Below are 20,161 nucleotides of genomic sequence, written 5' to 3' on the forward strand. Positions count from 1 at the left end.
CGACAGGGATGCTCTGGCTAAATAGGCGGCATCATAGCATCCCAATTAGTGGGAATGACGTGGGACTTCGGCCCCGCGGCAACCCACCAGGAAATCGAAGTCGCAGCCCTGGTCCGCCTGCAGCACATGGTCGATGTACAGCTGGCGATAGCCGCCGACGATCAGCTTCTGCGGTGGTTTCAGGTCAGCCATGCGCGCCGCCAGCTCGGCGTCGGGGATGTCCAGGTGCAAGCGCCCGTTGGCGCAGTCGAGTTCGATCCAGTCGCCTTCGCGCACCGCGGCCAACGGCCCGCCGGCAGCGGCTTCCGGTGCGACGTGCAAGACCACCGTGCCATACGCCGTGCCGCTCATGCGCGCATCGGAAATCCGCACCATGTCGGTCACGCCCTGGGCCAGCAGCTTGGCGGGCAGGCCCATGTTGCCGACTTCGGCCATGCCCGGATAACCCTTGGGCCCGCAGTTTTTCATGACCAGGATCGAGTGGGCGTCCACCTCCAGTTCCGGGTCGTTGATGCGCGCCTTGTACATGTCGAAATCCTCGAACACCACGGCGCGGCCACGGTGCTGCATCAGCTCCGCGCTGGCGGCCGACGGCTTGAGCACCGCGCCCAGCGGGGCCAGGTTGCCGCGCAGCACACAGATGCCGCCGTCGGCGCGGATCGGGTTGTCGAGGGTGCGGATCACTTCGTCCTGGCCGTAGATCGGCGAGTCCTTGGTGTTCTCGCCCAGCGACTTGCCGTTGACGGTCAAGGCGTTCGGGTGCGGGATCAGGTTGGCTTCACCGAGCCGGCGCAGCACCGCCGGCAGGCCACCGGCGTAGTAGAACTCTTCCATCAAGAAACGCCCGGACGGTTGCAGGTCGACGATGGTCGGCATGCCGCGCCCGATGCGCGTCCAGTCGTCCAGGTCCAGCTCCACGCCGATGCGCCCGGCGATGGCTTTGAGGTGGATCACTGCATTGGTCGAACCGCCGATGGCCGCGTTCACGCGGATCGCGTTTTCGAAGGCTTCCTTGGTGAGGATCTTCGACAGCTTCAAGTCTTCGCGCACCATCTCCACCGCACGCATGCCGGACATATGCGCCAGCACATAACGCCGTGCATCCACCGCCGGGATCGCCGCGTTGTGGGGCAGGGAGGTGCCGAGTGCCTCGGCCATGCAGGCCATGGTCGACGCGGTGCCCATGGTGTTGCAGGTGCCCGCCGAACGCGACATGCCGCCCTCGGCCGCGAGGAAGTCATCCAGGCTGATGGTGCCGGCCTTGACCTGTTCGCTGAGCTGCCACACCACCGTGCCCGAGCCGATGTCCTGGCCCTTGTGCTTGCCGTTGAGCATCGGCCCGCCGGTGACCACGATGGCCGGCACGTCGCAACTGGCGGCGCCCATCAGCAGCGCCGGGGTGGTTTTGTCGCAGCCGGTCAGCAATACCACGCCGTCGATGGGGTTGCCGCGAATCGCTTCTTCCACGTCCATGCTCGCCAGGTTGCGCGTGAGCATGGCGGTAGGGCGCAGGTTCGATTCGCCATTGGAGAACACCGGGAATTCCACGGGGAAGCCGCCGGCCTCGATCACGCCGCGTTTGACGTGCTCGGCGATCTGGCGGAAATGCGCGTTGCACGGCGTCAATTCCGACCAGGTGTTGCAGATACCGATGATCGGTTTGCCATGGAACTGATGGTCGGCGATGCCCTGGTTCTTCATCCAGCTGCGGTACATGAAGCCGTTCTTGTCGGCGGTACCGAACCACTGGGCGGAGCGTAGGCCGGGCTTTTTATCAGGCATGATGGTTTCTCTTATTGTATGACTATATGTTCTATGCGTGCTTAAACATAAGCGCAAAATCGAAGCTTTGGAAGAGTTGTTTTGCAAATAGTCCTACTATATAGTCTGGCTTAACTGAGGTATGGCCCTGGCGGATTTTCGCGAGAGGCGTCCCCCGAGCTTCTATAAAAACAACAATCGGAGATCGACCCCCATGAGCCAGGAACTGCGGCTTATACGGCGCATCACGCTGAAACTGATTCCCTTCCTCATCCTGCTGTACCTGATCGCCTACGTGGACCGCTCCGCCGTGGGCTTCGCCAAGCTGCACATGGGCGCCGACGTCGGCATCGGTGATGCGGCCTACGGTTTGGGCGCGGGTCTGTTCTTCATTGGCTATTTCCTGTTCGAGATCCCCAGCAACCTGATGCTCGATCGCTTCGGCGCGCGGCGCTGGTTCGCGCGCATCATGCTCACCTGGGGCGCCATCACCATCGGCATGGCGTTCGTGCAGGGGCCACACAGTTTCTATGTGATGCGCTTTCTGCTCGGCGCGGCGGAGGCGGGGTTCTTTCCCGGCGTTCTGTACTACATCACTCAGTGGTTCCCGGTGCGCCATCGCGGCAAGATCCTCGGGCTGTTCATCCTCTCCCAGCCGATCGCGATGATGATCACCGGCCCCGTGTCCGGCGGCCTGCTGGGCATGGACGGCGTCCTCGGCCTGCACGGCTGGCAATGGCTGTTCATCGTCATCGGCACCCCGGCGCTCCTGCTCACCTGGCCGGTGCTGCGCTACCTGCCGGACGGCCCCAAGCAGGTCAACTGGATGAGCGAGGACGAAAAAACCTGGCTCACCGGCGAACTGGCCAAGGACCTGCAAGCCTACGGCCAGACCCGCCACGGCAATCCACTGCACGCCCTCAAGGACAAGCGCGTGTTGCTGCTGGCGCTGTTCTACCTGCCGGTGACCCTGAGCATCTACGGCCTGGGCCTGTGGTTGCCGACCCTGATCAAGCAGTTCGGCGGCACGGACCTGGTTACCGGCTTTGTGTCGGCGGTGCCGTATATCTTCGGCATCGTCGGGCTGTTGATCATCCCGCGTAGTTCCGACCGTTTGAACGACCGCTACGGCCACCTGGCGGTGCTCTATGTACTGGGTGCAATCGGCCTGTTCTGCAGTGCCTGGCTGAGTGTGCCGGTGCTGCAAATGGCCGCGCTGTGCCTGGCGGCGTTCGCACTGTTTTCCTGCACGGCGGTGTTCTGGACCCTGCCGGGGCGGTTTTTCGCCGGCGCCAGTGCGGCAGCGGGCATTGCGTTGATCAACTCGGTGGGCAACCTCGGCGGCTATATCGGCCCGTTCGTGATCGGCGCGCTCAAGGAATACACCGGCAACCTGGCTTCGGGCTTGTACTTTTTGTCCCTGGTGATGGTGTTCGGGCTGGTCTTGACCGGCGTGGTCTACCGCGTGCTGGAGCGCAAGCATGTGCTGCCTGCCGAGCAATTTGCCGCCAGTGCCCGTGGCGCCACACGTACTTAATCGAGGAGAAGTTTCATGCGTTTAGTTCAGTTCGAGGTGTCCAACGGCGAGCGCCGGGTCGGCGTGGTGGAGGGCAGCCAGGTGCGCGAAGTGCTCAGCGCCCACAGTGTGCGCGAGTTGGCGCTGGCCGCGATCGAAGCCGGCGTGGGCCTGGTGCAGCAGGTGCAGAGCCTCGGCCTGGGCGACAGTCATCATTACGCCGAGCTGCTGGCCGACCTGAAGATCCTGCCACCGCTGGACCACCCGGACCCGGCCCATATGCTGATCAGCGGCACCGGCCTGACCCACCTGGGCAGCGCGTCGGCGCGGGACAAGATGCACCAGCAGGCCGGTGACGACAGCGCGTTGACCGACACCATGCGTATCTTCAAGTGGGGCGTGGAAGGCGGCAAACCGGCGGCCGGCCAGGCGGGCGTGCAGCCGGAGTGGTTCTACAAGGGCGACGGCAGCATCGTGGTGCGCCCCGGCGCGGCATTCCCGGTGCCGCCCTTTGCCGAAGACGCCGGCGAAGAGCCGGAGATCGGCGGGCTGTATGTGATCGGCCACGACCGCAAGCCCTATCGCCTGGGTTTCGCGGTGGGCAACGAGTTCTCCGACCACGTGATGGAACGCAAGAACTACCTGTACCTGGCCCATTCCAAACTGCGCAGTTGCAGCTACGGCCCGGAGTTGCGCGTGGGCGAGTTGCCCCGGCATCTTGCGGGCACCAGCCGCATCCTGCGCAACGGCGAGGCGATCTGGCAGAACGAGTTCCTCAGTGGCGAGGCCAATATGTGCCACAGTCTGGAAAACCTTGAGTACCACCACTTCAAGTACAGCCAGTTCCTCAAACCCGGCGATGTACACATTCATTTCTTCGGCACCGCCACCCTGTCATTCGCCGACGGTATACGTACCCAACCGGGCGATGTGTTCGAGATCAGCCAGGCCGAGTTCGGCGCGCCGCTGGTCAATCGTGTCGGCAGTGCCGATGCAGCCTTCGAACCCGGCGACGTCATCACCCTTTAAAGGAGAGCCACATGCCTCAGTTCCTTGGTCACAACTACATCGGCGGCCAGCGCAGCGCCAACGGCAGCCTCAAGCTGCAGAGCGTCGATGCGGCGACCGGCGAAGCCTTGCCCCAGGATTTCTACCAGGCGACCCCGCAGGAAGTCGACGCCGCCGCCAAGGCCGCGGCAGCGGCTTACCCGGCGTACCGCGCCTTGAGTGCGTCGCGCCGCGCGCAGTTCCTTGACGCGATCGCCGATGAGCTGGACGCGCTGGGCGATGCCTTCGTCGAACTGGTCTGCCGTGAAACCGCGCTGCCCGCTGCGCGTATCAAAGGCGAGCGCGGCCGCACCAGCGGGCAGATGCGGCTGTTCGCCACGGTGTTGCGTCGCGGCGATTTCTACGGCGCGCGCATCGACAAGGCACTGCCGGATCGCCAGCCGCTGCCACGCCCGGACCTGCGCCAGTACCGCATCGGCCTGGGCCCGGTTGCGGTGTTTGGCGCGAGCAACTTCCCCCTGGCGTTTTCCACGGCGGGCGGGGATACCGCCGCCGCGCTGGCGGCCGGCTGCCCGGTGGTGTTCAAGGCCCACAGTGGGCATATGGCCACGGCCGAGCGCGTCGCCGATGCGATCATTCGCGCGGCCGAGACCACCGAGATGCCGGCGGGCGTGTTCAACATGATCTTTGGTGGCGGCGTCGGTGAAGCGCTGGTCAAGCACCCGGCGATCCAGGCAGTCGGCTTTACCGGCTCGCTCAAGGGCGGGCGCGCCCTGTGCGACATGGCGGCGGCGCGTCCGCAGCCGATCCCGGTATTCGCCGAGATGTCGAGCATCAACCCGGTCATCGTGTTGCCCCAGGCCCTGCAGGCGCGGGCCGAAACCGTGGCACGCGAGCTGACTGCCTCGGTGGTGCAAGGCTGCGGCCAGTTCTGTACCAACCCCGGTCTGGTGATCGGCCTCGCGTCGCCGGCCTTCAGCGCGTTCACCCAGCAGGTCGCGCAACTGATCGGCGATCAGCCGGCGCAGACCATGCTCAATGCCGGCACCTTGAGCAGCTATGACAAGGGCCTGCAAAAACTGCTGGCGCACCCCGGCATCCAACACCTGGCCGGTCAGGCTCAAGCCGGGCATCAGGCGCGGCCGCAGTTGTTCAAGGCCGATGTCAGCCTGCTGATCGACGGCGATGAAGTGCTGCAAGAGGAAGTGTTCGGCCCCACCACGGTGTTCGTTGAAGTCGCCGACCAGGCCCAGCTCAGCGCCGCCTTGCATGGCCTGCACGGCCAGCTCACGGCGACGATCATCGGCGAGCCGGCCGACCTGCAACAGTTCGCCGAACTCACGCCGCTGCTGGAGCAGAAAGTCGGGCGTATCCTGCTCAACGGTTACCCGACCGGCGTGGAAGTCTGCGATGCGATGGTGCATGGCGGGCCGTACCCGGCGACGTCGGATGCGCGTGGCACCTCGGTCGGCAGCCTGGCCATCGACCGCTTCCTGCGCCCGGTGTGTTTCCAGAACTACCCGGACAGCCTGCTGCCCGACGCGTTGAAAAACGCCAACCCGTTGCGTATCCAGCGCCTGGTGGATGGCACACCGTCACGCGACTCGCTGTAACGCGCACCTGAGAACAATAACAATCCAGGAGGCAACATGTCGTTTCACGCCGTCAGCGCACACCGTGCGCAACTGGGGGAGGGCCCGTTCTGGGACGTGCCCACCCAGGCCCTGTATTGGGTCGACATCGCTGGCAAACAGGCGCTGCGCCTGCTGGACGGGCAGTTGCAGGCCTGGCGGTTGCCGGAGCATGTGTCCGCGTTTATCCCGTGTGAACGCGGCGATGCGCTGGTGACCTTGAGCAGCGGCGTCTACCGATTGGACCTGGCGAGCGCCGCCTTGAGCCTGTTCTGCGTGGCCGACCCGCACGCGGGCAACCGTGGCAATGAAGCGCGCTGCGACGCCCAGGGCCGCCTGTGGCTGGGCACCATGCAGAACAACATCGGCGAGCACGGCGAAGACCTGCCCGTTACACGACGTTCCGGCGGGCTGTTTCGTGTGGATGCCGATGCGCGGGTCACGCCGTTGCTGCACGGCCTGGGTATTCCCAACACCTTGCTGTGGAGCGACGACGGCCGCCAGGTGCATTTCGGCGACAGCCTCGACGGCACGCTGTATCGGCATGCGATCCAAGCGAACGGCCAACTCGACCCCGCCCAGCCCTGGTTCGGCCCGCATGGGCGCGGCGGGCCGGACGGGTCGGCGATGGACAGTCAGGGCTACATCTGGAACGCGCGCTGGAACGGCAGTTGCCTGCTGCGCCTGACGCCGGACGGTGAAGTCGATCGCATCGTCGAACTGCCCGTCAGCCGCCCCACCAGTTGCGTGTTCGGCGGGCCCGACCTCACCACCCTGTACATCACCAGCGCCGCCAGCCCCTTGGATCACCCCTTGGACGGTGCGGTGTTGGCCATGGAGGTCGATGTGCCCGGCAAACCGTGTCACCGCTTTGCCGGCTAAACGCTATACCGCTTTACCCCTGTAGGAGCGAGCTTGCTCGCGAAAAACGTTAACGATGACGCGCGCATCCTGAATGCACGCGGCGTTCTCAGGCTTTTCGCGAGCAAGCTCGCTCCTACAAAAAAAAGAAAACAACAATAAGGAGTCAACCGTATGAATCGTCGTCGTGCTATCCGTTCCTTGTGCTGCGCCGCTGTGGCGGTCTCGGCCATCAGCTTGAGTGGGCTGTCGCTGGCCGCCGAACCCGTAAAAATCGGCTTCCTGGTCAAACAAGCCGAAGAACCCTGGTTCCAGACCGAATGGGCCTTCGCCGAAAAAGCCGGCAAGGAACATGGTTTCACTGTGATCAAGATCGCCGTGCCCGACGGCGAGAAGACGCTCTCGGCCATCGACAGCCTGGCCGCCAACGGCGCCAAGGGCTTTGTGATCTGCCCGCCGGACGTGTCCCTCGGCCCGGCCATTGTCGCCAAGGCCAAGGTCAACGGCTTGAAAGTCATGGCCGTGGATGATCGCTTCGTCGACGCCAAGGGCAATTTCATGGAAGACGTGCCGTACCTGGGCATGGCCGCGTTCGAAGTCGGCCAGAAGCAAGGCGCGGCAATGGCCGCCGAGGCGAAGAAACGTGGTTGGGATTGGAAGGACACCTACGCGGTGATCAACACCTTCAACGAGCTCGACACCGGTAAAAAACGCACCGATGGTTCGATCAAATCCCTCGAAGAAGCCGGCATCCCCAAAGACCATATCCTCACCGCCGCGCTCAAGACCCTCGACGTGCCCGGCAGCATGGACGCCACCAACTCGGCGCTGGTCAAGCTGCCCAGCGGCGCGAAGAACCTGATCATCGGCGGCATGAACGACAACACCGTGCTCGGCGGCGTGCGCGCCACCGAAAGCGCCGGCTTCAAAGCCGCCAACGTGATCGGCATCGGCATCAACGGCACCGACGCCATCGGCGAGTTGAAGAAAGCCAACAGCGGTTTCTTCGGTTCGATGCTGCCCAGCCCGCATATCGAGGGCTACAACACCGCGCTGATGATGTACGAGTGGGTCACCACCGGTAAGGAACCGCCGAAGTACACCGCGATGGACGAAGTGACGCTGATCACCCGCGCCAACTTCCAGGAAGAACTGACCAAGATCGGGCTGTGGAAATGACCGCAGCGGCACTGCGCTTTGACGGCATCGGCAAAACCTTCCCCGGGGTCAAGGCGCTGGACAACATCAGTTTCACTGCCCACCCGGGGCAGGTACACGCGTTGATGGGCGAGAACGGCGCGGGCAAGTCGACGCTGCTGAAGATCCTCGGCGGCGCCTACATCCCGAGCAGCGGCAGCGTGCAGATCGGCGCGCAGACCATGGCCTTCAAATGCGCGGCCGACAGCATTGCCAGCGGCGTCGCGGTGATCCACCAGGAGCTGCATCTGGTGCCGGAAATGAGCGTCGCCGAGAACCTGTTCCTCGGGCATTTACCGGCGCGTTTCGGCGTGGTCAACCGCGGCCAGTTGCGCCAGCGGGCGCTGGCGTGCCTCAAGGGCCTGGCCGATGAAATCGACCCGCAGAAAAAGCTTGGGCGCCTGTCCCTGGGCCAGCGCCAACTGGTGGAAATCGCCAAGGCGCTGTCGCGTGGCGCGCATGTGATTGCCTTCGATGAACCGACCAGCAGCCTGTCGGCTCGCGAGATCGACCGGCTGATGGCGATCATCACGCGCCTGCGCGACGAGGGCAAAGTGGTGCTGTACGTGTCCCATCGCATGGAAGAAGTGTTCCGCATTTGCGACGCGGTCACGGTGTTCAAGGACGGCCGCTACGTGCGTACCTTCGACGACATGCGTGCGCTGAGTCACGACCAGTTGGTCACCTGCATGGTCGGTCGCGATATCCAGGACATTTACGACTATCGGCCGCGCGAGCACGGCGAGGTGGCGCTCAAGGTCGACGGTTTGCTCGGCCCGGGCTTGCGTGAACCGGTCAGCTTTGAGGTGCGCAAGGGCGAGATCCTCGGCCTGTTCGGCTTGGTCGGCGCCGGGCGCACCGAGCTGTTTCGCCTGCTCAGCGGCTTGCAGCGCGCCACGGCGGGGCAGTTGGAACTGTGCGGGCAAGCGCTGCAATTGCGCTCGCCGCGCGACGCCATTGCCGCCGGCGTGCTGCTGTGCCCGGAGGACCGCAAGAAGGAAGGCATCATCCCGCTGGGCAGCGTGGCGGAGAACATCAACATCAGCGCACGCGGCGCCCATTCCCGGTTCGGCTGGCTGCTGCGCGAGGGCTGGGAGCAGGGCAACGCCGAGCAGCAAATCCGCGGGATGAAGGTCAAGACGCCGAGCGCCGCGCAGAAAATCATGTACCTGTCCGGCGGCAATCAGCAGAAGGCCATTCTCGGCCGCTGGCTGTCGATGCCGATGAAGGTGCTGCTGCTGGACGAGCCGACGCGGGGCATCGACATCGGCGCCAAGTCGGAGATCTACCAGATCATCCATGACCTGGCGGCCAGCGGTATCGCGGTGATTGTGGTGTCCAGCGACTTGATGGAGGTGATGGGGGTTTCCGATCGCATTCTGGTGCTGTGTGAAGGCGCTTTGCGCGGCGAACAACGGCGCGAACACGCCACTGAATCCAACTTGCTGCAACTGGCCTTGCCGCGTGGCCTGGCGAACTGAGAGACGACTATGACAACCCAACACAACGCGTTGCCGACGGCACGCAAACCCTTGGACCTGCGCGCGCTGCTCGACAACTGGGCGATGCTGCTCGCGGCGCTGGCGATTTTCCTGCTGTGTGCCTTGCTGATCGACAACTTCCTCTCGCCGCTGAACATGCGCGGGCTGGGCCTGGCGATTTCCACCGTGGGCATCGCCGCCTGCACCATGCTGTTCTGCCTGGCGTCGGGGCACTTCGACTTGTCGGTGGGCTCGGTGATCGCCTGCGCCGGGGTGGTGGCCGCGATTGTGATGCGCGACACCGACAGCGTCATGCTGGGCATCGGCGCGGCGCTGCTGATGGGCCTGATTGTCGGGCTGATCAACGGCATCGTCATCGCCAAGCTGCGGGTCAATGCACTGATCACCACCTTGGCGACCATGCAGATCGTACGCGGCCTGGCCTATATCTTTGCCGACGGCAAGGCGGTGGGGGTGTCCCAGGATCAGTTCTTCGTGTTCGGCAACGGCCAGTTATTGGGCGTGCCGGTGCCGATCCTGATCACCATCGTCTGCTTCCTGTTCTTCGGCTGGCTGCTCAACTACACCACCTACGGGCGCAACACCATGGCCATCGGCGGCAACCCGGAAGCCGCGCTGTTGGCCGGGGTCAACGTGGACCGCACGAAGATCCTGATCTTTGCCGTGCATGGCCTGATCGGTGCGTTGGCCGGGGTGATCCTCGCGTCACGCATGACCTCGGGCCAGCCGATGATCGGCCAGGGCTTCGAGCTGACGGTGATTTCCGCCTGTGTGCTGGGCGGGGTATCGCTCAGCGGCGGCATCGGCATGATCCGCCATGTGATCGCCGGGGTGCTGATCCTGGCGATCATCGAGAACGCAATGAACCTGAAGAACATCGACACCTTCTACCAGTACGTGATCCGCGGCTCGATCCTGCTGCTGGCGGTGGTGATCGACCGCATGAAACAACGCTGAGCCCCTTCCTCGGCATTAGCGGAAGAACTCGCCGGGAGTGGCGTCGAATTGCTGGCGAAACGCGTTGATAAACGCCGACGTGGATTCATACCCGCACGCCAACGCCACATCCGTCACCCGCTCGCCTTGCTCCAGGGCGGGCAGGGCGCCGAGCAGGCGCAAGCGCTGGCGCCAGGCGCGGAAGGTCAGCCCGGTGTCACGCAAAAACAGGCGGCTGAGGGTCTTCTCGCTGACCCCCAGCTTGCGGCTCCAATCCCCCAGCGTGGTGGGTTGCTCCGGGTGCAGCTCCAAACTGCGATAGATCTGCCGCAAGCGCGGGTCGAGGGGCAACGGCAGCATCAAATCCACCTGGGGCGCCGCCGCCAGTTGGTCCAGCACCACCTGGGCCAGCCTGCCGTCCGGGCCCTCTTCGGCATATTCCACCGGCAGTTCGCTGAAGCGGCGGATCAACTCGCGCAACAAACTGCTCACCTCCAACACCTGGCAACGTTCGTCCGCCCAGGCGGTGACGCTGCAATCCAGGTACAGGCTGCGCATCTCCGTGTGCGGCGAGCTGTAGACCCGGTGCGGCATGCCCGCCGGAATCCACACCGCGCGCTGCGGCGGCGCGACGAAGCGGCCGACGCTGGTCTGGATCTCCAGCACCCCAGAAATTGCGTAGGACAACTGCACCCACGGATGGCTGTGCCGACGGGTCAGGGCGCGGTTGGGCAAGGATTCGGTGCGTCCGTACACCGGGCGTGGCAGGCTGGAAAGCCCGGGCACGCTGCGGCGGACGGTCTTGTCATGTCCTTTAGGCGGCATTTACTGGCTCATTGGCGTTAGTCGGTAATAAAGCGTTACGTTAGAGTCGCGATGACGTTCTTGGCAACCCCGGAAGATCCTGCTTATGACTCGCCCGCGTTTTCTGCCCGACAATTTCACCCTGACCCTGATTGCCACCGTGCTCCTTGCGTCCTTGCTGCCCGCCAGCGGCCAGACCGCCGTGGCTTTCGGCTGGGTGACCAACCTGGCCATCGCGCTGTTGTTTTTCCTGCACGGCGCCAAGCTGTCACGCCAGGCCATCGTCGCCGGGGCCGGGCACTGGCGCCTGCACCTGCTGGTGTTCAGCCTGACTTTTGTGCTGTTCCCGCTGCTGGGCCTGGCGCTCAAACCGCTGTTGTCGCCGCTGATCGGCAAAGACCTGTACATGGGCATGCTCTATCTGTGCGCGTTGCCGGCCACGGTGCAGTCGGCGATTGCCTTTACGTCCCTGGCGCGCGGCAATATCCCGGCGGCGATCTGCAGCGCGGCGGCGTCGAGCCTGTTCGGGATCTTCCTCACGCCGTTGTTGGTGACGCTGTTGCTGAATGTCCACGGCGAGATCGGTTCGACCGTCGACGCCATCCTGAAAATCAGCGTGCAACTGCTGTTGCCGTTCATCGCCGGGCAGATCGCCCGCCGCTGGATCGGCGAGTGGGTCGGCCGCAACAAGGCCTGGCTGAAGTTCGTCGACCAGGGCTCGATCCTGTTGGTGGTCTACGGCGCGTTCAGCGAAGCGGTCATCCAAGGCATCTGGCAGCAGATTCCGCTGTGGGAGCTGGGCGGCCTGGTGGTGGCCTGCTGCGTGTTGCTCGCCCTGGTATTGCTGGCGTCCACGCTGCTGGGCAAGGCTTTCGGCTTTAATCAGGAGGACCGCATCACCATCCTGTTCTGCGGTTCGAAGAAAAGCCTGGCGACCGGGGTGCCGATGGCCCAGGTGCTGTTCGCCGGGGCGACCATGGGTGTGTTGATCCTGCCGTTGATGCTGTTTCACCAGATCCAGTTGATGGTGTGTGCGGCCTTGGCGCAACGTTATGCGCAGCGCCAGGAAAGCATTCCGGAACTGATGGGGCAGGTGGATCCGTGATCGGTCTATCAGACATTTCTTAAAGCGACGAAAGGCCTAAAGCCTGCGTCAAAACGGACGACTCACTTCTTGTCAACCCAAGAAGGAGCGTCGACATGAACGTTATACGTTTGTCACTGGTTACAGGCTTCCTCGCTGTATGGACGGGGACGTGCATGGCGGCGCCGCAGGGTGGCGTCGTCCGATTCTACGGCAGTATCGTCGAGCCGGGCTGCACCACGGCGGCGGCGAGCGGCTCGATAATGGACTTGAAAGGCTGCCCGCAGGCCAGTCGCGGCAACCAGCTCGCGGTGCAGCCGGTCCGCAGCGTCAAGGCGGTGGGCGCGCCCAACGCCTATGTGCGGTTGATGGCCGACACCCCCAACGGACGTTATTACGACCAGCAGTATGTCCTGGTGGACGCCTTCGATAAGCCCATTCAGACGGGTAGCTACTTGATCACCCTGACCTCGCCCTGATCGATCCGCAGGCGATTTGCCCCGGATGAGCGTCAACAGCCGCCCGAGAAACCTATAGAATGCTCGGCGGCGGCGCTTGTCCTGGGTGGCCGTTTGATCATCGTCAGAGTGCCGCGCCCTTCAATGAGCCTTTCAACCGCAACGCCCCGTGCCAACTGGCAACCGGTCATCGCCCTCGCGCTGGCCGCCTTTGTGTTCAATACCACCGAATTTGTGCCCGTCGGCCTGCTCAGCGCCATCGGCGCCAGCTTCGACATGCCCATTGCCAGCGTCGGCCTGATGCTCACCATCTATGCCTGGATCGTGTCGCTGACCTCGCTGCCGGTGATGCTGCTGACGCGCAACATCGAACGGCGCAAGCTGCTGATCGTGTTGTTCGGCCTGTTCATCGCCAGTCATATCCTCTCCAGCGTCGCCACCAGCTTCGGCCTGCTGATGGTCAGCCGGATCGGCATCGCCTTGTCCCATGCGCTGTTCTGGTCGATTACCGCGTCCCTCGCGGTACGCCTGGCGCCGGCCGGCAAACAGGTGCAAGCCCTCGGCCTGTTGGCCACCGGCACGTCGCTGGCGATGGTGTTGGGCATTCCCCTGGGCCGCCTGCTGGGCGAAGCGATGGGCTGGCGCACCACGTTCCTGGTGATTGCGGCCTTCGCCGCCGGCCTGGTGTTCTGGCTGGCGCGCACCTTGCCGCTGTTGCCGAGCCAGAACTCAGGCTCCCTGCGCAGCCTGCCGCTGCTGTTCAAGCGCCCGGCGCTGGTGGCGCTGTACGTGCTCACCGCCATGGTGGTCACCGCGCAATTCACCGCCTACAGCTATATCGAACCGTTTGTCGAACGTGTCGCCGGCCTGAGCGGTAACGTCGTGACCCTGTTCCTGCTGGTGTTCGGCGGCGCGGGCATCATCGGCTCGCTGTTGTTCAGCCTGGTACACCGCTTCAACCCGCATCTGTTCGTGGTCGGCGCGGTGTTCCTGCTGGGCGCGTGCCTGGCACTGATGCTGCCGTTGAGTGGGGCCGAATCCTACCTCGTCGGCCTGAGCGTGTTCTGGGGCATGGCGATCATGGGATTCGGCCTGGCCATGCAGTCCAAGGTCCTGGTGCTCGCCCCGGACGCCACCGACGTGGCCATGGCGATGTTCTCCGGCATCTACAACATCGGCATCGGCGGCGGCGCGTTGCTGGGCAGTTGGGTCGGCAGCCACTTCGGCTTCGCCTGGATCGGCGCGGCGGGCGGGTTGCTGGCGGCGCTGGCGTTGATCGGTTATTGCCTGGCGATCCGACGGTTCGGCCAGGGTGTCGCGCGCGACTGAAATCAGACAAGTCTTACAGGGCACTTTGATGCCTGTTGCTACCGTCTCCCAGGACCTCCCACATCCTGTGGTGACGGCGATCACCACGCCCTTCGATCAGGGCCGTGGTGTTTGAAAAGCAATGGAGTCGATTGTGCAAAAGCGTTTGACCGCAGAGTTTGCAGGTACCTTCTGGTTGACGTTCGGCGGGTGTGGCAGTGCCATCCTGGCGGCGGCATTCCCGGCGCTGGGGATCGGGTTTCTGGGGGTGTCCCTGGCGTTCGGGCTCACCGTGCTGACCATGGCCTACGCGGTGGGCGGTGTTTCAGGCGGGCATTTCAACCCGGCGGTGACCATCGGCCTATGGGCCGGGCGCCGCGTTCCCTGCGCCGATGTGCTGCCTTACATCGCCGCCCAGGTCGCGGGTGCGATTGCCGCCGCCGCCGCGCTGTATGTAATTGCCAGCGGGCAGCCGGGTTTTGAAACCGGTGGTTTTGCCGCCAACGGCTATGGCCCGCTGAGCCCCGGCCAGTTCGACATGAAGGCGGCGTTGCTGGCCGAACTGATCGCTACGTTCTTCTTTGTCCTGATCATCATGCGCGTGACCGCACCGGGCGCGGTTGCCGGCTTTGCGCCGATTGCCATCGGCCTGGCGCTGACTTTGATTCACCTGATCCTGATCCCCGTGACCAACACCTCGGTCAACCCGGCGCGCAGCACCGGGCCGGCGTTGTTCGCCGGGGTCGAGTACCTCGCGCAACTCTGGGCGTTCTGGCTGGCGCCGATTGCCGGCGGGGTGTTGGGGGCGTTGGCGGCGCGCGGGTGGGAGGCGCGCAGCCCGGCTTGAATCGAAAAAGGGGGGAATCAAGCGCATTCCCCCTGCATCACGTCCAGGTCTGCACGTCCTGTGCATCCACCACCTTGAAGAACGCATCCGCGATCTTCTGCTGCTCAGCCAACTGATCGATCGTCCCCGGTTACAGGTGCGTTTTCTCCCATTTCCCGGCCTGTACCCACTGCGCGTACACCCCCGATAAATACTGTTCCGATCTGAGCTTAGGGGGCTTTTTGTGCGTTTCGAGGCATCGGGCATAACCATAGAATTATATGGTTCTTTCATAATTGTCGCTGATTAATATAATCAAGTTGTAGTTTTGTCGCGAGTGCCCTGCATGACGCAAGGCGCGCAATCTACCTAGCGAACACAATCATGGGAGTTTTTGCATGGCCGCTTTCGATCCTTTAACCCGCCGCCGCCTCCTGGGCATGGCCGGTATTACCCTGGCCAGCCCCTTGCTGCTGTCGCTGCCCCGCCTGGGCTTCGCCGCCGACGAGCACGCCGCGCACCACACGCCCCAGGAGCCCGCCGGCACCGGTGAGTTCATCCGCCTGGATGCGCCTCGCGCGCTGAAACTGGCGGTCAACCTGAATGCCGTGTGCCTGGCCCCGGTGGTGATCGCCCACGGTCAAGGTTTCTTCAAACAACACAACCTGGATGTGGAACTGGTCAACTTCGGCAATTCCACCGAGGTGCTGCTGGAAGCCATCGCCACCGGCAAGGCCGACGCCGGTGTGGGCATGGCGCTGCGTTGGCTCAAGGCCCTGGAGCAGGGCTTCGACGTCAAGCTGACCGCCGGCACTCATGGTGGCTGCCTGCGTTTGCTCAGTGCGGCGAACGGCGGCGTAAGCACACTCGAAGCCCTCAAGGGCAAGGCGATCGGCGTGACGGACATGGCCAGCCCGGACCGCAATTTCTTCTCGATCCTGCTCAAGAAGCACGGCATCGACCCGGTGCGCGACGTCGAATGGCGCCTGTACCCGGCCGACCTGCTCGGCACCGCCCTGGAGCGCGGCGAGGTGCAGGCGGTCAGCGGCAGCGACCCGTTCATGTATCGCCTGATCAAATCCGGCGTGGCGCGGGAACTGTCCACCAACCTGGTGGAGGCCTACGCCAACCTCAGCTGCTGCGTGGTCGGTGTCACCGGCAAGCTGGTGCGCGAAGACAAGCGGGTGGTCGCAGCGCTGACCCAGGCGATCCTCGAAGCTCATGACTATTCCGTGCAACACCCCGAGGTCGTCGCCAAGGGTTTCCAGGCCTATGCGTTGAACACCTCCACCGAAGAAGTCCAGGCGATCCTCCACGACCACACTCACGGCCACCATGCGGTCGGCGCCGCGCTGACCGCGGAAATCACCACCTACGTCACCGACCTGAAAACCGTGGAAGTGATCAGCCAGGGCACCGACCCGCTGGCGTTCGCCAAGGAGATCACCGCCGATGTCTTCAGTTGACGCGACCACCCTCAACCCACCCGTGGCGTTCAAGATCGGGTGGCCGGGCCTGGCGGTGGTCGGCACCTGGTTGGCCGTGGCGCTGCTGATCAGCTACTGGCCCAATGCGACGCGCGACTGGCCGATGACCCAAGGTTTGGCCCATCTCTGCGTGGGCGTGGCGGCGGTGTTCGGGGTGTCGAGTGTGGCCGGACGCCGGTTCGCCAGGCTCGGCCTGCGCCTGCGCGGAGCCGCGTCATGGCTGATCGCTTTACCGCTGCTGTTGGGCATTTGGGAGCTGCTCACGGCGAAACTCGCGCTGCTGCCGGTGCCGTTCTTCGCGCCGCCCCAGGCCCTGCTCGCGGTGTATGTCGAAGACTACGCGCGCCTGGCCGACAGCCTGCTGCATTCGGCGTTGCTGCTCGGTGCGGGCGTGGCGTTGGGCGCGGCGACCGGGTTTATCGCCGGCGTGGCCATCGGTTGGTCGACGCGTATCGGCTATTGGCTGCATCCGGTGCTGCGCATCCTCGGCCCGGTGCCGTCGACGGCGCTGTTGCCGTTGTGCTTTTTCCTGTTCCCCAGCAGTTGGAGCGCCAGCGTCTTCCTGATCGCCCTGGCCACTTGGTTTCCGGTCACGGTGCTGACCTGGTCCGGCGTGGCCAGTGTCGATAAAGCCTATTACGACGTGGCGCGCACCCTTGGTGCAAAACAGCCTTTCCTGATCTTCAAGGTGGCGATTCCCGCCGCCTTGCCCCATGTGTTCGTCGGCCTGTTCATGGGCCTCGGCGCCTCGTTTTCGACCCTGGTGGTGGCGGAAATGATGGGCGTGAAATCCGGCATCGGCTGGTACCTGCAATGGGCCCAGGGGTGGGCGGCCTACGCGAATATGTATGCAGCGTTGTTAATCATGGCGCTGGCCTGCTCGGGGTTGATCAGCGGCTTGTTCCGGCTGCGCGACCACTTGCTGGCCTGGCAGAAAGGAGCGATGAAATGGTAGCCCTGGCAACCGCAGTAGAAGCCGCGGCGGGATTGGCGCTGCGCATCGAAAACCTGAGCCACGGGTTTGCCTTGGACGGTGAGCATCTGCCGGTGTTGCAGCGGGTTTCGCTGGACGTGGCAGCGGGGGAGTTCGTTGCCTTGCTCGGGCCTTCGGGGTGCGGCAAGTCCACCTTGCTGCGTCTGGTCGCTGGGCTGGAACCGGCGGATTCCGGGCGCTTGCTCGCCGATGGTGAGCCGATCAGCGGCCCGGACCCGAGCCGCGTGGTGGTGTTCCAGGACCCGACCTTGTATCCGTGGCGCCGCGTGTGGGACAACGTCGCCCTCGGCCTCGAAGCCCAGGGCCTGCTCAAGACCCATGCCGCCAAAGTCGATGAAGCCTTGGAAAAAGTCGGCCTCAGCCAATTCGCCCGCGCCTTCCCTCGGCAACTGTCCGGCGGCATGGCGCAGCGGGTTGCGCTGGCCCGTGCGCTGGTGAACCAGCCGCGCCTGCTGATCCTCGACGAGCCCTTGGGCAAACTCGATTGCCTGACCCGCATCACCATGCAAAAGGAGCTGATCGACCTGTGGCAACGCCAGGGCTACACGGCGTTGCTGGTGACCCACGATGTGGAAGAAGCCTTGCTCCTGGCCAACCGCGTGATCGTGTTCAGCGACCGCCCGGCGACCCTGCAGGCGCAATTGACCATCGAGCGGCCATACCCCCGGCACCGCGACGATCCTTATCTGGTGGACCTGCGCCGGCAGATACTTGGCTTGCTGGGGTTGGGGGAGAACTGGTAGGTATGACTTGATCAGTCTGAGCAGCGCCTGGCGACTCAATCTATAAAGCTGTCGATGACAAGGGCCGGTATCTGCATTGGGACGAGTTTCGTCGATATCCAGCGCCGGGTCTCAAGAAAGAGGCCGCATGGGCAGCTATCAAGATGTCCCGGGCTTGCGCGAGTAAGACCCTGGAGCTTCGCAGCGAGTGCGGCAGTGCGTTTTTTTTGTGCATCACTGACTTTTGTGAGGCGGTTGTTCACGGCGTCGAGTCGTTGACCTCCAGCTTGGGCGGGGCAGTGGCGTCTTCTCCCCAATACCGCGATAACACTCGGTATCTGGTGGACTCCTATATCCAGCGCGCAGTTGGAAGGCGCCGCGACGACTCGTAAAATCGCCAAGGACATGTTGGCCAAGGCGCGCATGCCTCAAGACGATGATGAGCGGATGATCCTCAATCCTGTTCCTCGCCTCGCAACTGCACGCTCATTGCCTCGCAACTCTGCGCCCAGTCGCTCAGCCACTGCGGCAGGGGCGGCGATGTTTCGGCCAGCCCCAGCTCCCGCAGGAAATCCGCCGGGGGCAGGGTGCCCTTGGCTGAGCGGAACAGCCCGCGCATCACCACCACGCCGACCACCCGACCCTTGCTGACGAAACGGTGCTCCATCAGGCTCCACTTGTGGTCCCAGCCGAGTATGCGGGTGTGTACCTCGAACACTTCGAACACCTTGAGTTCGCGGCGGAACTTGCCCCAGGTATCGCCCACGATCGGCAGCGCCTTGTTGCGCAGGGCCACGCGAAAAGCGCCAGTGCGCAAGACAAAATCCATCCGTGCAACGTCCGCCAGGGTGAAGTAGCGGCCATTGGTGACATGCCGGTTGAGATCCAGGTCCAGCGGCCATACCCGCATGCGTACCACGGTGGTGGCCAGGCCATGGGCAGGCTTGCGCCAGGGGCGACGGCAGAGCATGTAGAGCAATCGAAACCAGAGATTCATAAAGACGCCACAGAGTTGAACAGTGGCAGCACTGTAAGGGCGCCAAATCGGCTAAGGTAGGTGCGCAAATGACTTATTTAATGCGAAAAGCGCAAAAAGGTCCGTGAATGCACATTACCTTGCTCCTGGCCGATCACTGCTCCGCCGCCAGCGCCACCCTGGCCCTGGAAATGCTCAGCGCCGCCAACCTGTTTGCCGACCATCCGCCCTTCGAGATCGTGGTCGCGTCCCTCGACGGCCAGGCCGTGAATGCCTGGGGCGGGCAGCGTCTGCAAGTGGCCTGTTCGACCGCGCAGATCGCACAGACCGACCTGGTGTTGATCCCCGGCTTTCTCTTCACCTTGAAAGAGGCTTTGCCGACGTTTGCCGCCTTCGGCCCCTGGCTGCGCGAACAGCATGGGCGCGGCGCCGTGCTGGCGTCGATGTGTACCGCCGCCTTTCTGTTGGCGGAAACCGGTGTACTGCAAGGCTTGCGCGCCACCACCCACTGGGCGTTTGCCGAGCTTTTCCGGCGACGCTACGCAGACGTAAGCCTCGATGACGCGCAGATGCTCTGCGAAGAAAACCGCGTGATCACCTGTGGTGGCGCCAGTGCGGCAATGGACTTGATGCTCCACCTGATCCGCCGCTTCGGCTCGCCGGAACTGGCTCACACCTGTGGCAAATACCTGCTGATCGACACGGTGCGGACGGTGCAGTCGGTGTACGCGATGTGGTCGTTGCCCAAGAGCCACGGCGACGCGCAGATACTGCGCGTGCAGCATTGGCTGGAGCAGCACTGCGCCGAGGCGCTGGTGATTGACGAGGTGGCCCGGCACTTTGGTTTTGGGGTGCGCAATTTCAAGCGACGTTTCAAGGATGCCACCGGCTATACACCGATCGCTTATGTGCAGACCCTGCGCCTGGAGCGCGCCAAGCAGATGCTGGAGTCGACGCGCATGACCCTCGAAAGCATCACCTATGCGGTGGGCTACGAAGACAGCAACTCGTTCCGGCGCCTGTTCCAGCAGCGGGTGGGGATGCTGCCGGCAGCGTATCGCAAGCGATTTCAGGCCAGTACCCGATAAGC

18 protein-coding genes are annotated in these 20,161 nt (G+C 64.0%); 15 read left to right on the plus strand and 3 right to left on the minus strand.

What is annotated here, in order from left to right:
* Positions 1-45 precede the first annotated feature (45 nt).
* Positions 46-1,782: an IlvD/Edd family dehydratase gene (locus tag PverR02_RS12785; RefSeq protein WP_017847890.1), complete on the minus strand. Its 1,737-nt coding sequence runs from the start codon at positions 1,780-1,782 to the stop codon at positions 46-48.
* 193 nt (positions 1,783-1,975) lie between these two features.
* Between PverR02_RS12785 and PverR02_RS12790 the strand changes: the two genes are divergently transcribed.
* From PverR02_RS12790 to araH, 7 genes are all read left to right on the plus strand, one after another.
* The gene (locus PverR02_RS12790) at positions 1,976-3,298 is read left to right on the plus strand and encodes an MFS transporter (RefSeq protein WP_017847889.1); all 1,323 of its coding nucleotides are present in this window, start codon (positions 1,976-1,978) and stop codon (positions 3,296-3,298) included.
* A 15-nt stretch (positions 3,299-3,313) separates the two neighbouring features.
* A complete protein-coding gene (araD1, locus tag PverR02_RS12795; RefSeq protein WP_079443547.1) occupies positions 3,314-4,306 on the plus strand; it encodes an AraD1 family protein in 993 nt (330 codons plus the stop codon).
* A gap of 11 nt (positions 4,307-4,317) precedes the next feature.
* The gene (locus PverR02_RS12800; protein ID WP_057006023.1) at positions 4,318-5,898 is read left to right on the plus strand and encodes an aldehyde dehydrogenase (NADP(+)); all 1,581 of its coding nucleotides are present in this window, start codon (positions 4,318-4,320) and stop codon (positions 5,896-5,898) included.
* A gap of 36 nt (positions 5,899-5,934) precedes the next feature.
* Positions 5,935-6,798 (plus strand): SMP-30/gluconolactonase/LRE family protein, encoded by an 864-nt coding sequence (locus PverR02_RS12805; RefSeq protein ID WP_046383883.1) that lies wholly within the window; start codon positions 5,935-5,937, stop codon positions 6,796-6,798.
* 153 nt (positions 6,799-6,951) lie between these two features.
* Entirely contained in the window at positions 6,952-7,956 is a 1,005-nt protein-coding gene (locus PverR02_RS12810; protein WP_079443548.1) for a substrate-binding domain-containing protein, read from the plus strand.
* Positions 7,953-9,455, plus strand: coding sequence for an L-arabinose ABC transporter ATP-binding protein AraG (araG, locus tag PverR02_RS12815; protein ID WP_079443549.1), 1,503 nt, complete (start codon positions 7,953-7,955; stop codon positions 9,453-9,455). Before PverR02_RS12810 ends, araG begins: the two co-directional genes overlap by 4 nt.
* Before the next feature lie 9 nt (positions 9,456-9,464).
* Positions 9,465-10,433, plus strand: a complete 969-nt coding sequence (gene araH, locus PverR02_RS12820; protein WP_046383881.1) for an L-arabinose ABC transporter permease AraH — start codon at positions 9,465-9,467, stop codon at positions 10,431-10,433.
* Positions 10,434-10,448: 15 nt separating this feature from the next.
* Here araH and PverR02_RS12825 read toward each other — a convergent pair whose 3' ends face one another.
* Positions 10,449-11,237 (minus strand): AraC family transcriptional regulator, encoded by a 789-nt coding sequence (locus tag PverR02_RS12825; RefSeq protein ID WP_079443550.1) that lies wholly within the window; start codon positions 11,235-11,237, stop codon positions 10,449-10,451.
* Positions 11,238-11,322: 85 nt separating this feature from the next.
* Here PverR02_RS12825 and PverR02_RS12830 point away from each other — a divergent pair, with 85 nt between their 5' ends.
* From PverR02_RS12830 to PverR02_RS12860, 7 genes are all read left to right on the plus strand, one after another.
* Entirely contained in the window at positions 11,323-12,321 is a 999-nt protein-coding gene (locus tag PverR02_RS12830) for a bile acid:sodium symporter family protein (RefSeq protein ID WP_079443552.1), read from the plus strand.
* 95 nt (positions 12,322-12,416) lie between these two features.
* The gene (locus tag PverR02_RS12835) at positions 12,417-12,779 is read left to right on the plus strand and encodes a hypothetical protein (RefSeq protein ID WP_046383878.1); all 363 of its coding nucleotides are present in this window, start codon (positions 12,417-12,419) and stop codon (positions 12,777-12,779) included.
* Positions 12,780-12,902: 123 nt separating this feature from the next.
* Positions 12,903-14,087, plus strand: a complete 1,185-nt coding sequence (locus PverR02_RS12840; protein WP_046488537.1) for a sugar transporter — start codon at positions 12,903-12,905, stop codon at positions 14,085-14,087.
* A 121-nt stretch (positions 14,088-14,208) separates the two neighbouring features.
* On the plus strand, positions 14,209-14,913 hold the full coding sequence (gene aqpZ / locus PverR02_RS12845) for an aquaporin Z (protein ID WP_079443553.1): 705 nt from the start codon (positions 14,209-14,211) through the stop codon (positions 14,911-14,913).
* Positions 14,914-15,290: 377 nt separating this feature from the next.
* Positions 15,291-16,358: an ABC transporter substrate-binding protein gene (locus PverR02_RS12850; RefSeq protein WP_079443554.1), complete on the plus strand. Its 1,068-nt coding sequence runs from the start codon at positions 15,291-15,293 to the stop codon at positions 16,356-16,358.
* Entirely contained in the window at positions 16,345-17,334 is a 990-nt protein-coding gene (locus PverR02_RS12855) for an ABC transporter permease (protein ID WP_079443555.1), read from the plus strand. Before PverR02_RS12850 ends, PverR02_RS12855 begins: the two co-directional genes overlap by 14 nt.
* Positions 17,328-18,116 (plus strand): ABC transporter ATP-binding protein, encoded by a 789-nt coding sequence (locus PverR02_RS12860; protein ID WP_046383873.1) that lies wholly within the window; start codon positions 17,328-17,330, stop codon positions 18,114-18,116. The genes PverR02_RS12855 and PverR02_RS12860 overlap by 7 nt, the downstream gene beginning before the upstream one ends.
* A 433-nt stretch (positions 18,117-18,549) precedes the next feature.
* Here PverR02_RS12860 and PverR02_RS12870 read toward each other — a convergent pair whose 3' ends face one another.
* Positions 18,550-19,092 (minus strand): acyl-CoA thioesterase, encoded by a 543-nt coding sequence (locus PverR02_RS12870; RefSeq protein ID WP_079443558.1) that lies wholly within the window; start codon positions 19,090-19,092, stop codon positions 18,550-18,552.
* A gap of 107 nt (positions 19,093-19,199) precedes the next feature.
* Between PverR02_RS12870 and PverR02_RS12875 the strand changes: the two genes are divergently transcribed.
* Positions 19,200-20,159 carry a GlxA family transcriptional regulator gene (locus PverR02_RS12875; protein WP_057004844.1) on the plus strand — a complete coding sequence of 320 codons (960 nt, stop codon included), beginning with the start codon at positions 19,200-19,202 and terminating at the stop codon, positions 20,157-20,159.
* The last annotated feature ends 2 nt before the right edge of the window (positions 20,160-20,161 follow it).

Origin of the sequence: Pseudomonas veronii (assembly GCF_002028325.1) — a bacterium.
Taxonomy (GTDB): Bacteria; Pseudomonadota; Gammaproteobacteria; order Pseudomonadales; family Pseudomonadaceae; genus Aquipseudomonas; species Aquipseudomonas veronii.

Bases quoted from the DNA above. Each gene is read 5' to 3' on its own strand.
- PverR02_RS12835 (WP_046383878.1), top strand. From the start codon at position 12,417: ATGAACGTTATACGTTTGTCACTGGTTACAGGCTTCCTCGCTGTATGG.
- PverR02_RS12830 (WP_079443552.1), top strand. From the start codon at position 11,323: ATGACTCGCCCGCGTTTTCTGCCCGACAATTTCACCCTGACCCTGATT.
- araD1 (WP_079443547.1), top strand. From the start codon at position 3,314: ATGCGTTTAGTTCAGTTCGAGGTGTCCAACGGCGAGCGCCGGGTCGGC.
- PverR02_RS12850 (WP_079443554.1), top strand. From the start codon at position 15,291: ATGGCCGCTTTCGATCCTTTAACCCGCCGCCGCCTCCTGGGCATGGCC.
- PverR02_RS12840 (WP_046488537.1), top strand. From the start codon at position 12,903: ATGAGCCTTTCAACCGCAACGCCCCGTGCCAACTGGCAACCGGTCATC.
- PverR02_RS12870 (WP_079443558.1), bottom strand. From the start codon at position 19,092: ATGAATCTCTGGTTTCGATTGCTCTACATGCTCTGCCGTCGCCCCTGG.
- araG (WP_079443549.1), top strand. From the start codon at position 7,953: ATGACCGCAGCGGCACTGCGCTTTGACGGCATCGGCAAAACCTTCCCC.
- PverR02_RS12825 (WP_079443550.1), bottom strand. From the start codon at position 11,237: ATGCCGCCTAAAGGACATGACAAGACCGTCCGCCGCAGCGTGCCCGGG.
- PverR02_RS12800 (WP_057006023.1), top strand. From the start codon at position 4,318: ATGCCTCAGTTCCTTGGTCACAACTACATCGGCGGCCAGCGCAGCGCC.
- PverR02_RS12810 (WP_079443548.1), top strand. From the start codon at position 6,952: ATGAATCGTCGTCGTGCTATCCGTTCCTTGTGCTGCGCCGCTGTGGCG.
- PverR02_RS12785 (WP_017847890.1), bottom strand. From the start codon at position 1,782: ATGCCTGATAAAAAGCCCGGCCTACGCTCCGCCCAGTGGTTCGGTACC.
- PverR02_RS12790 (WP_017847889.1), top strand. From the start codon at position 1,976: ATGAGCCAGGAACTGCGGCTTATACGGCGCATCACGCTGAAACTGATT.
- aqpZ (WP_079443553.1), top strand. From the start codon at position 14,209: ATGGAGTCGATTGTGCAAAAGCGTTTGACCGCAGAGTTTGCAGGTACC.
- PverR02_RS12805 (WP_046383883.1), top strand. From the start codon at position 5,935: ATGTCGTTTCACGCCGTCAGCGCACACCGTGCGCAACTGGGGGAGGGC.
- PverR02_RS12860 (WP_046383873.1), top strand. From the start codon at position 17,328: ATGGTAGCCCTGGCAACCGCAGTAGAAGCCGCGGCGGGATTGGCGCTG.
- araH (WP_046383881.1), top strand. From the start codon at position 9,465: ATGACAACCCAACACAACGCGTTGCCGACGGCACGCAAACCCTTGGAC.
- PverR02_RS12855 (WP_079443555.1), top strand. From the start codon at position 16,345: ATGTCTTCAGTTGACGCGACCACCCTCAACCCACCCGTGGCGTTCAAG.
- PverR02_RS12875 (WP_057004844.1), top strand. From the start codon at position 19,200: ATGCACATTACCTTGCTCCTGGCCGATCACTGCTCCGCCGCCAGCGCC.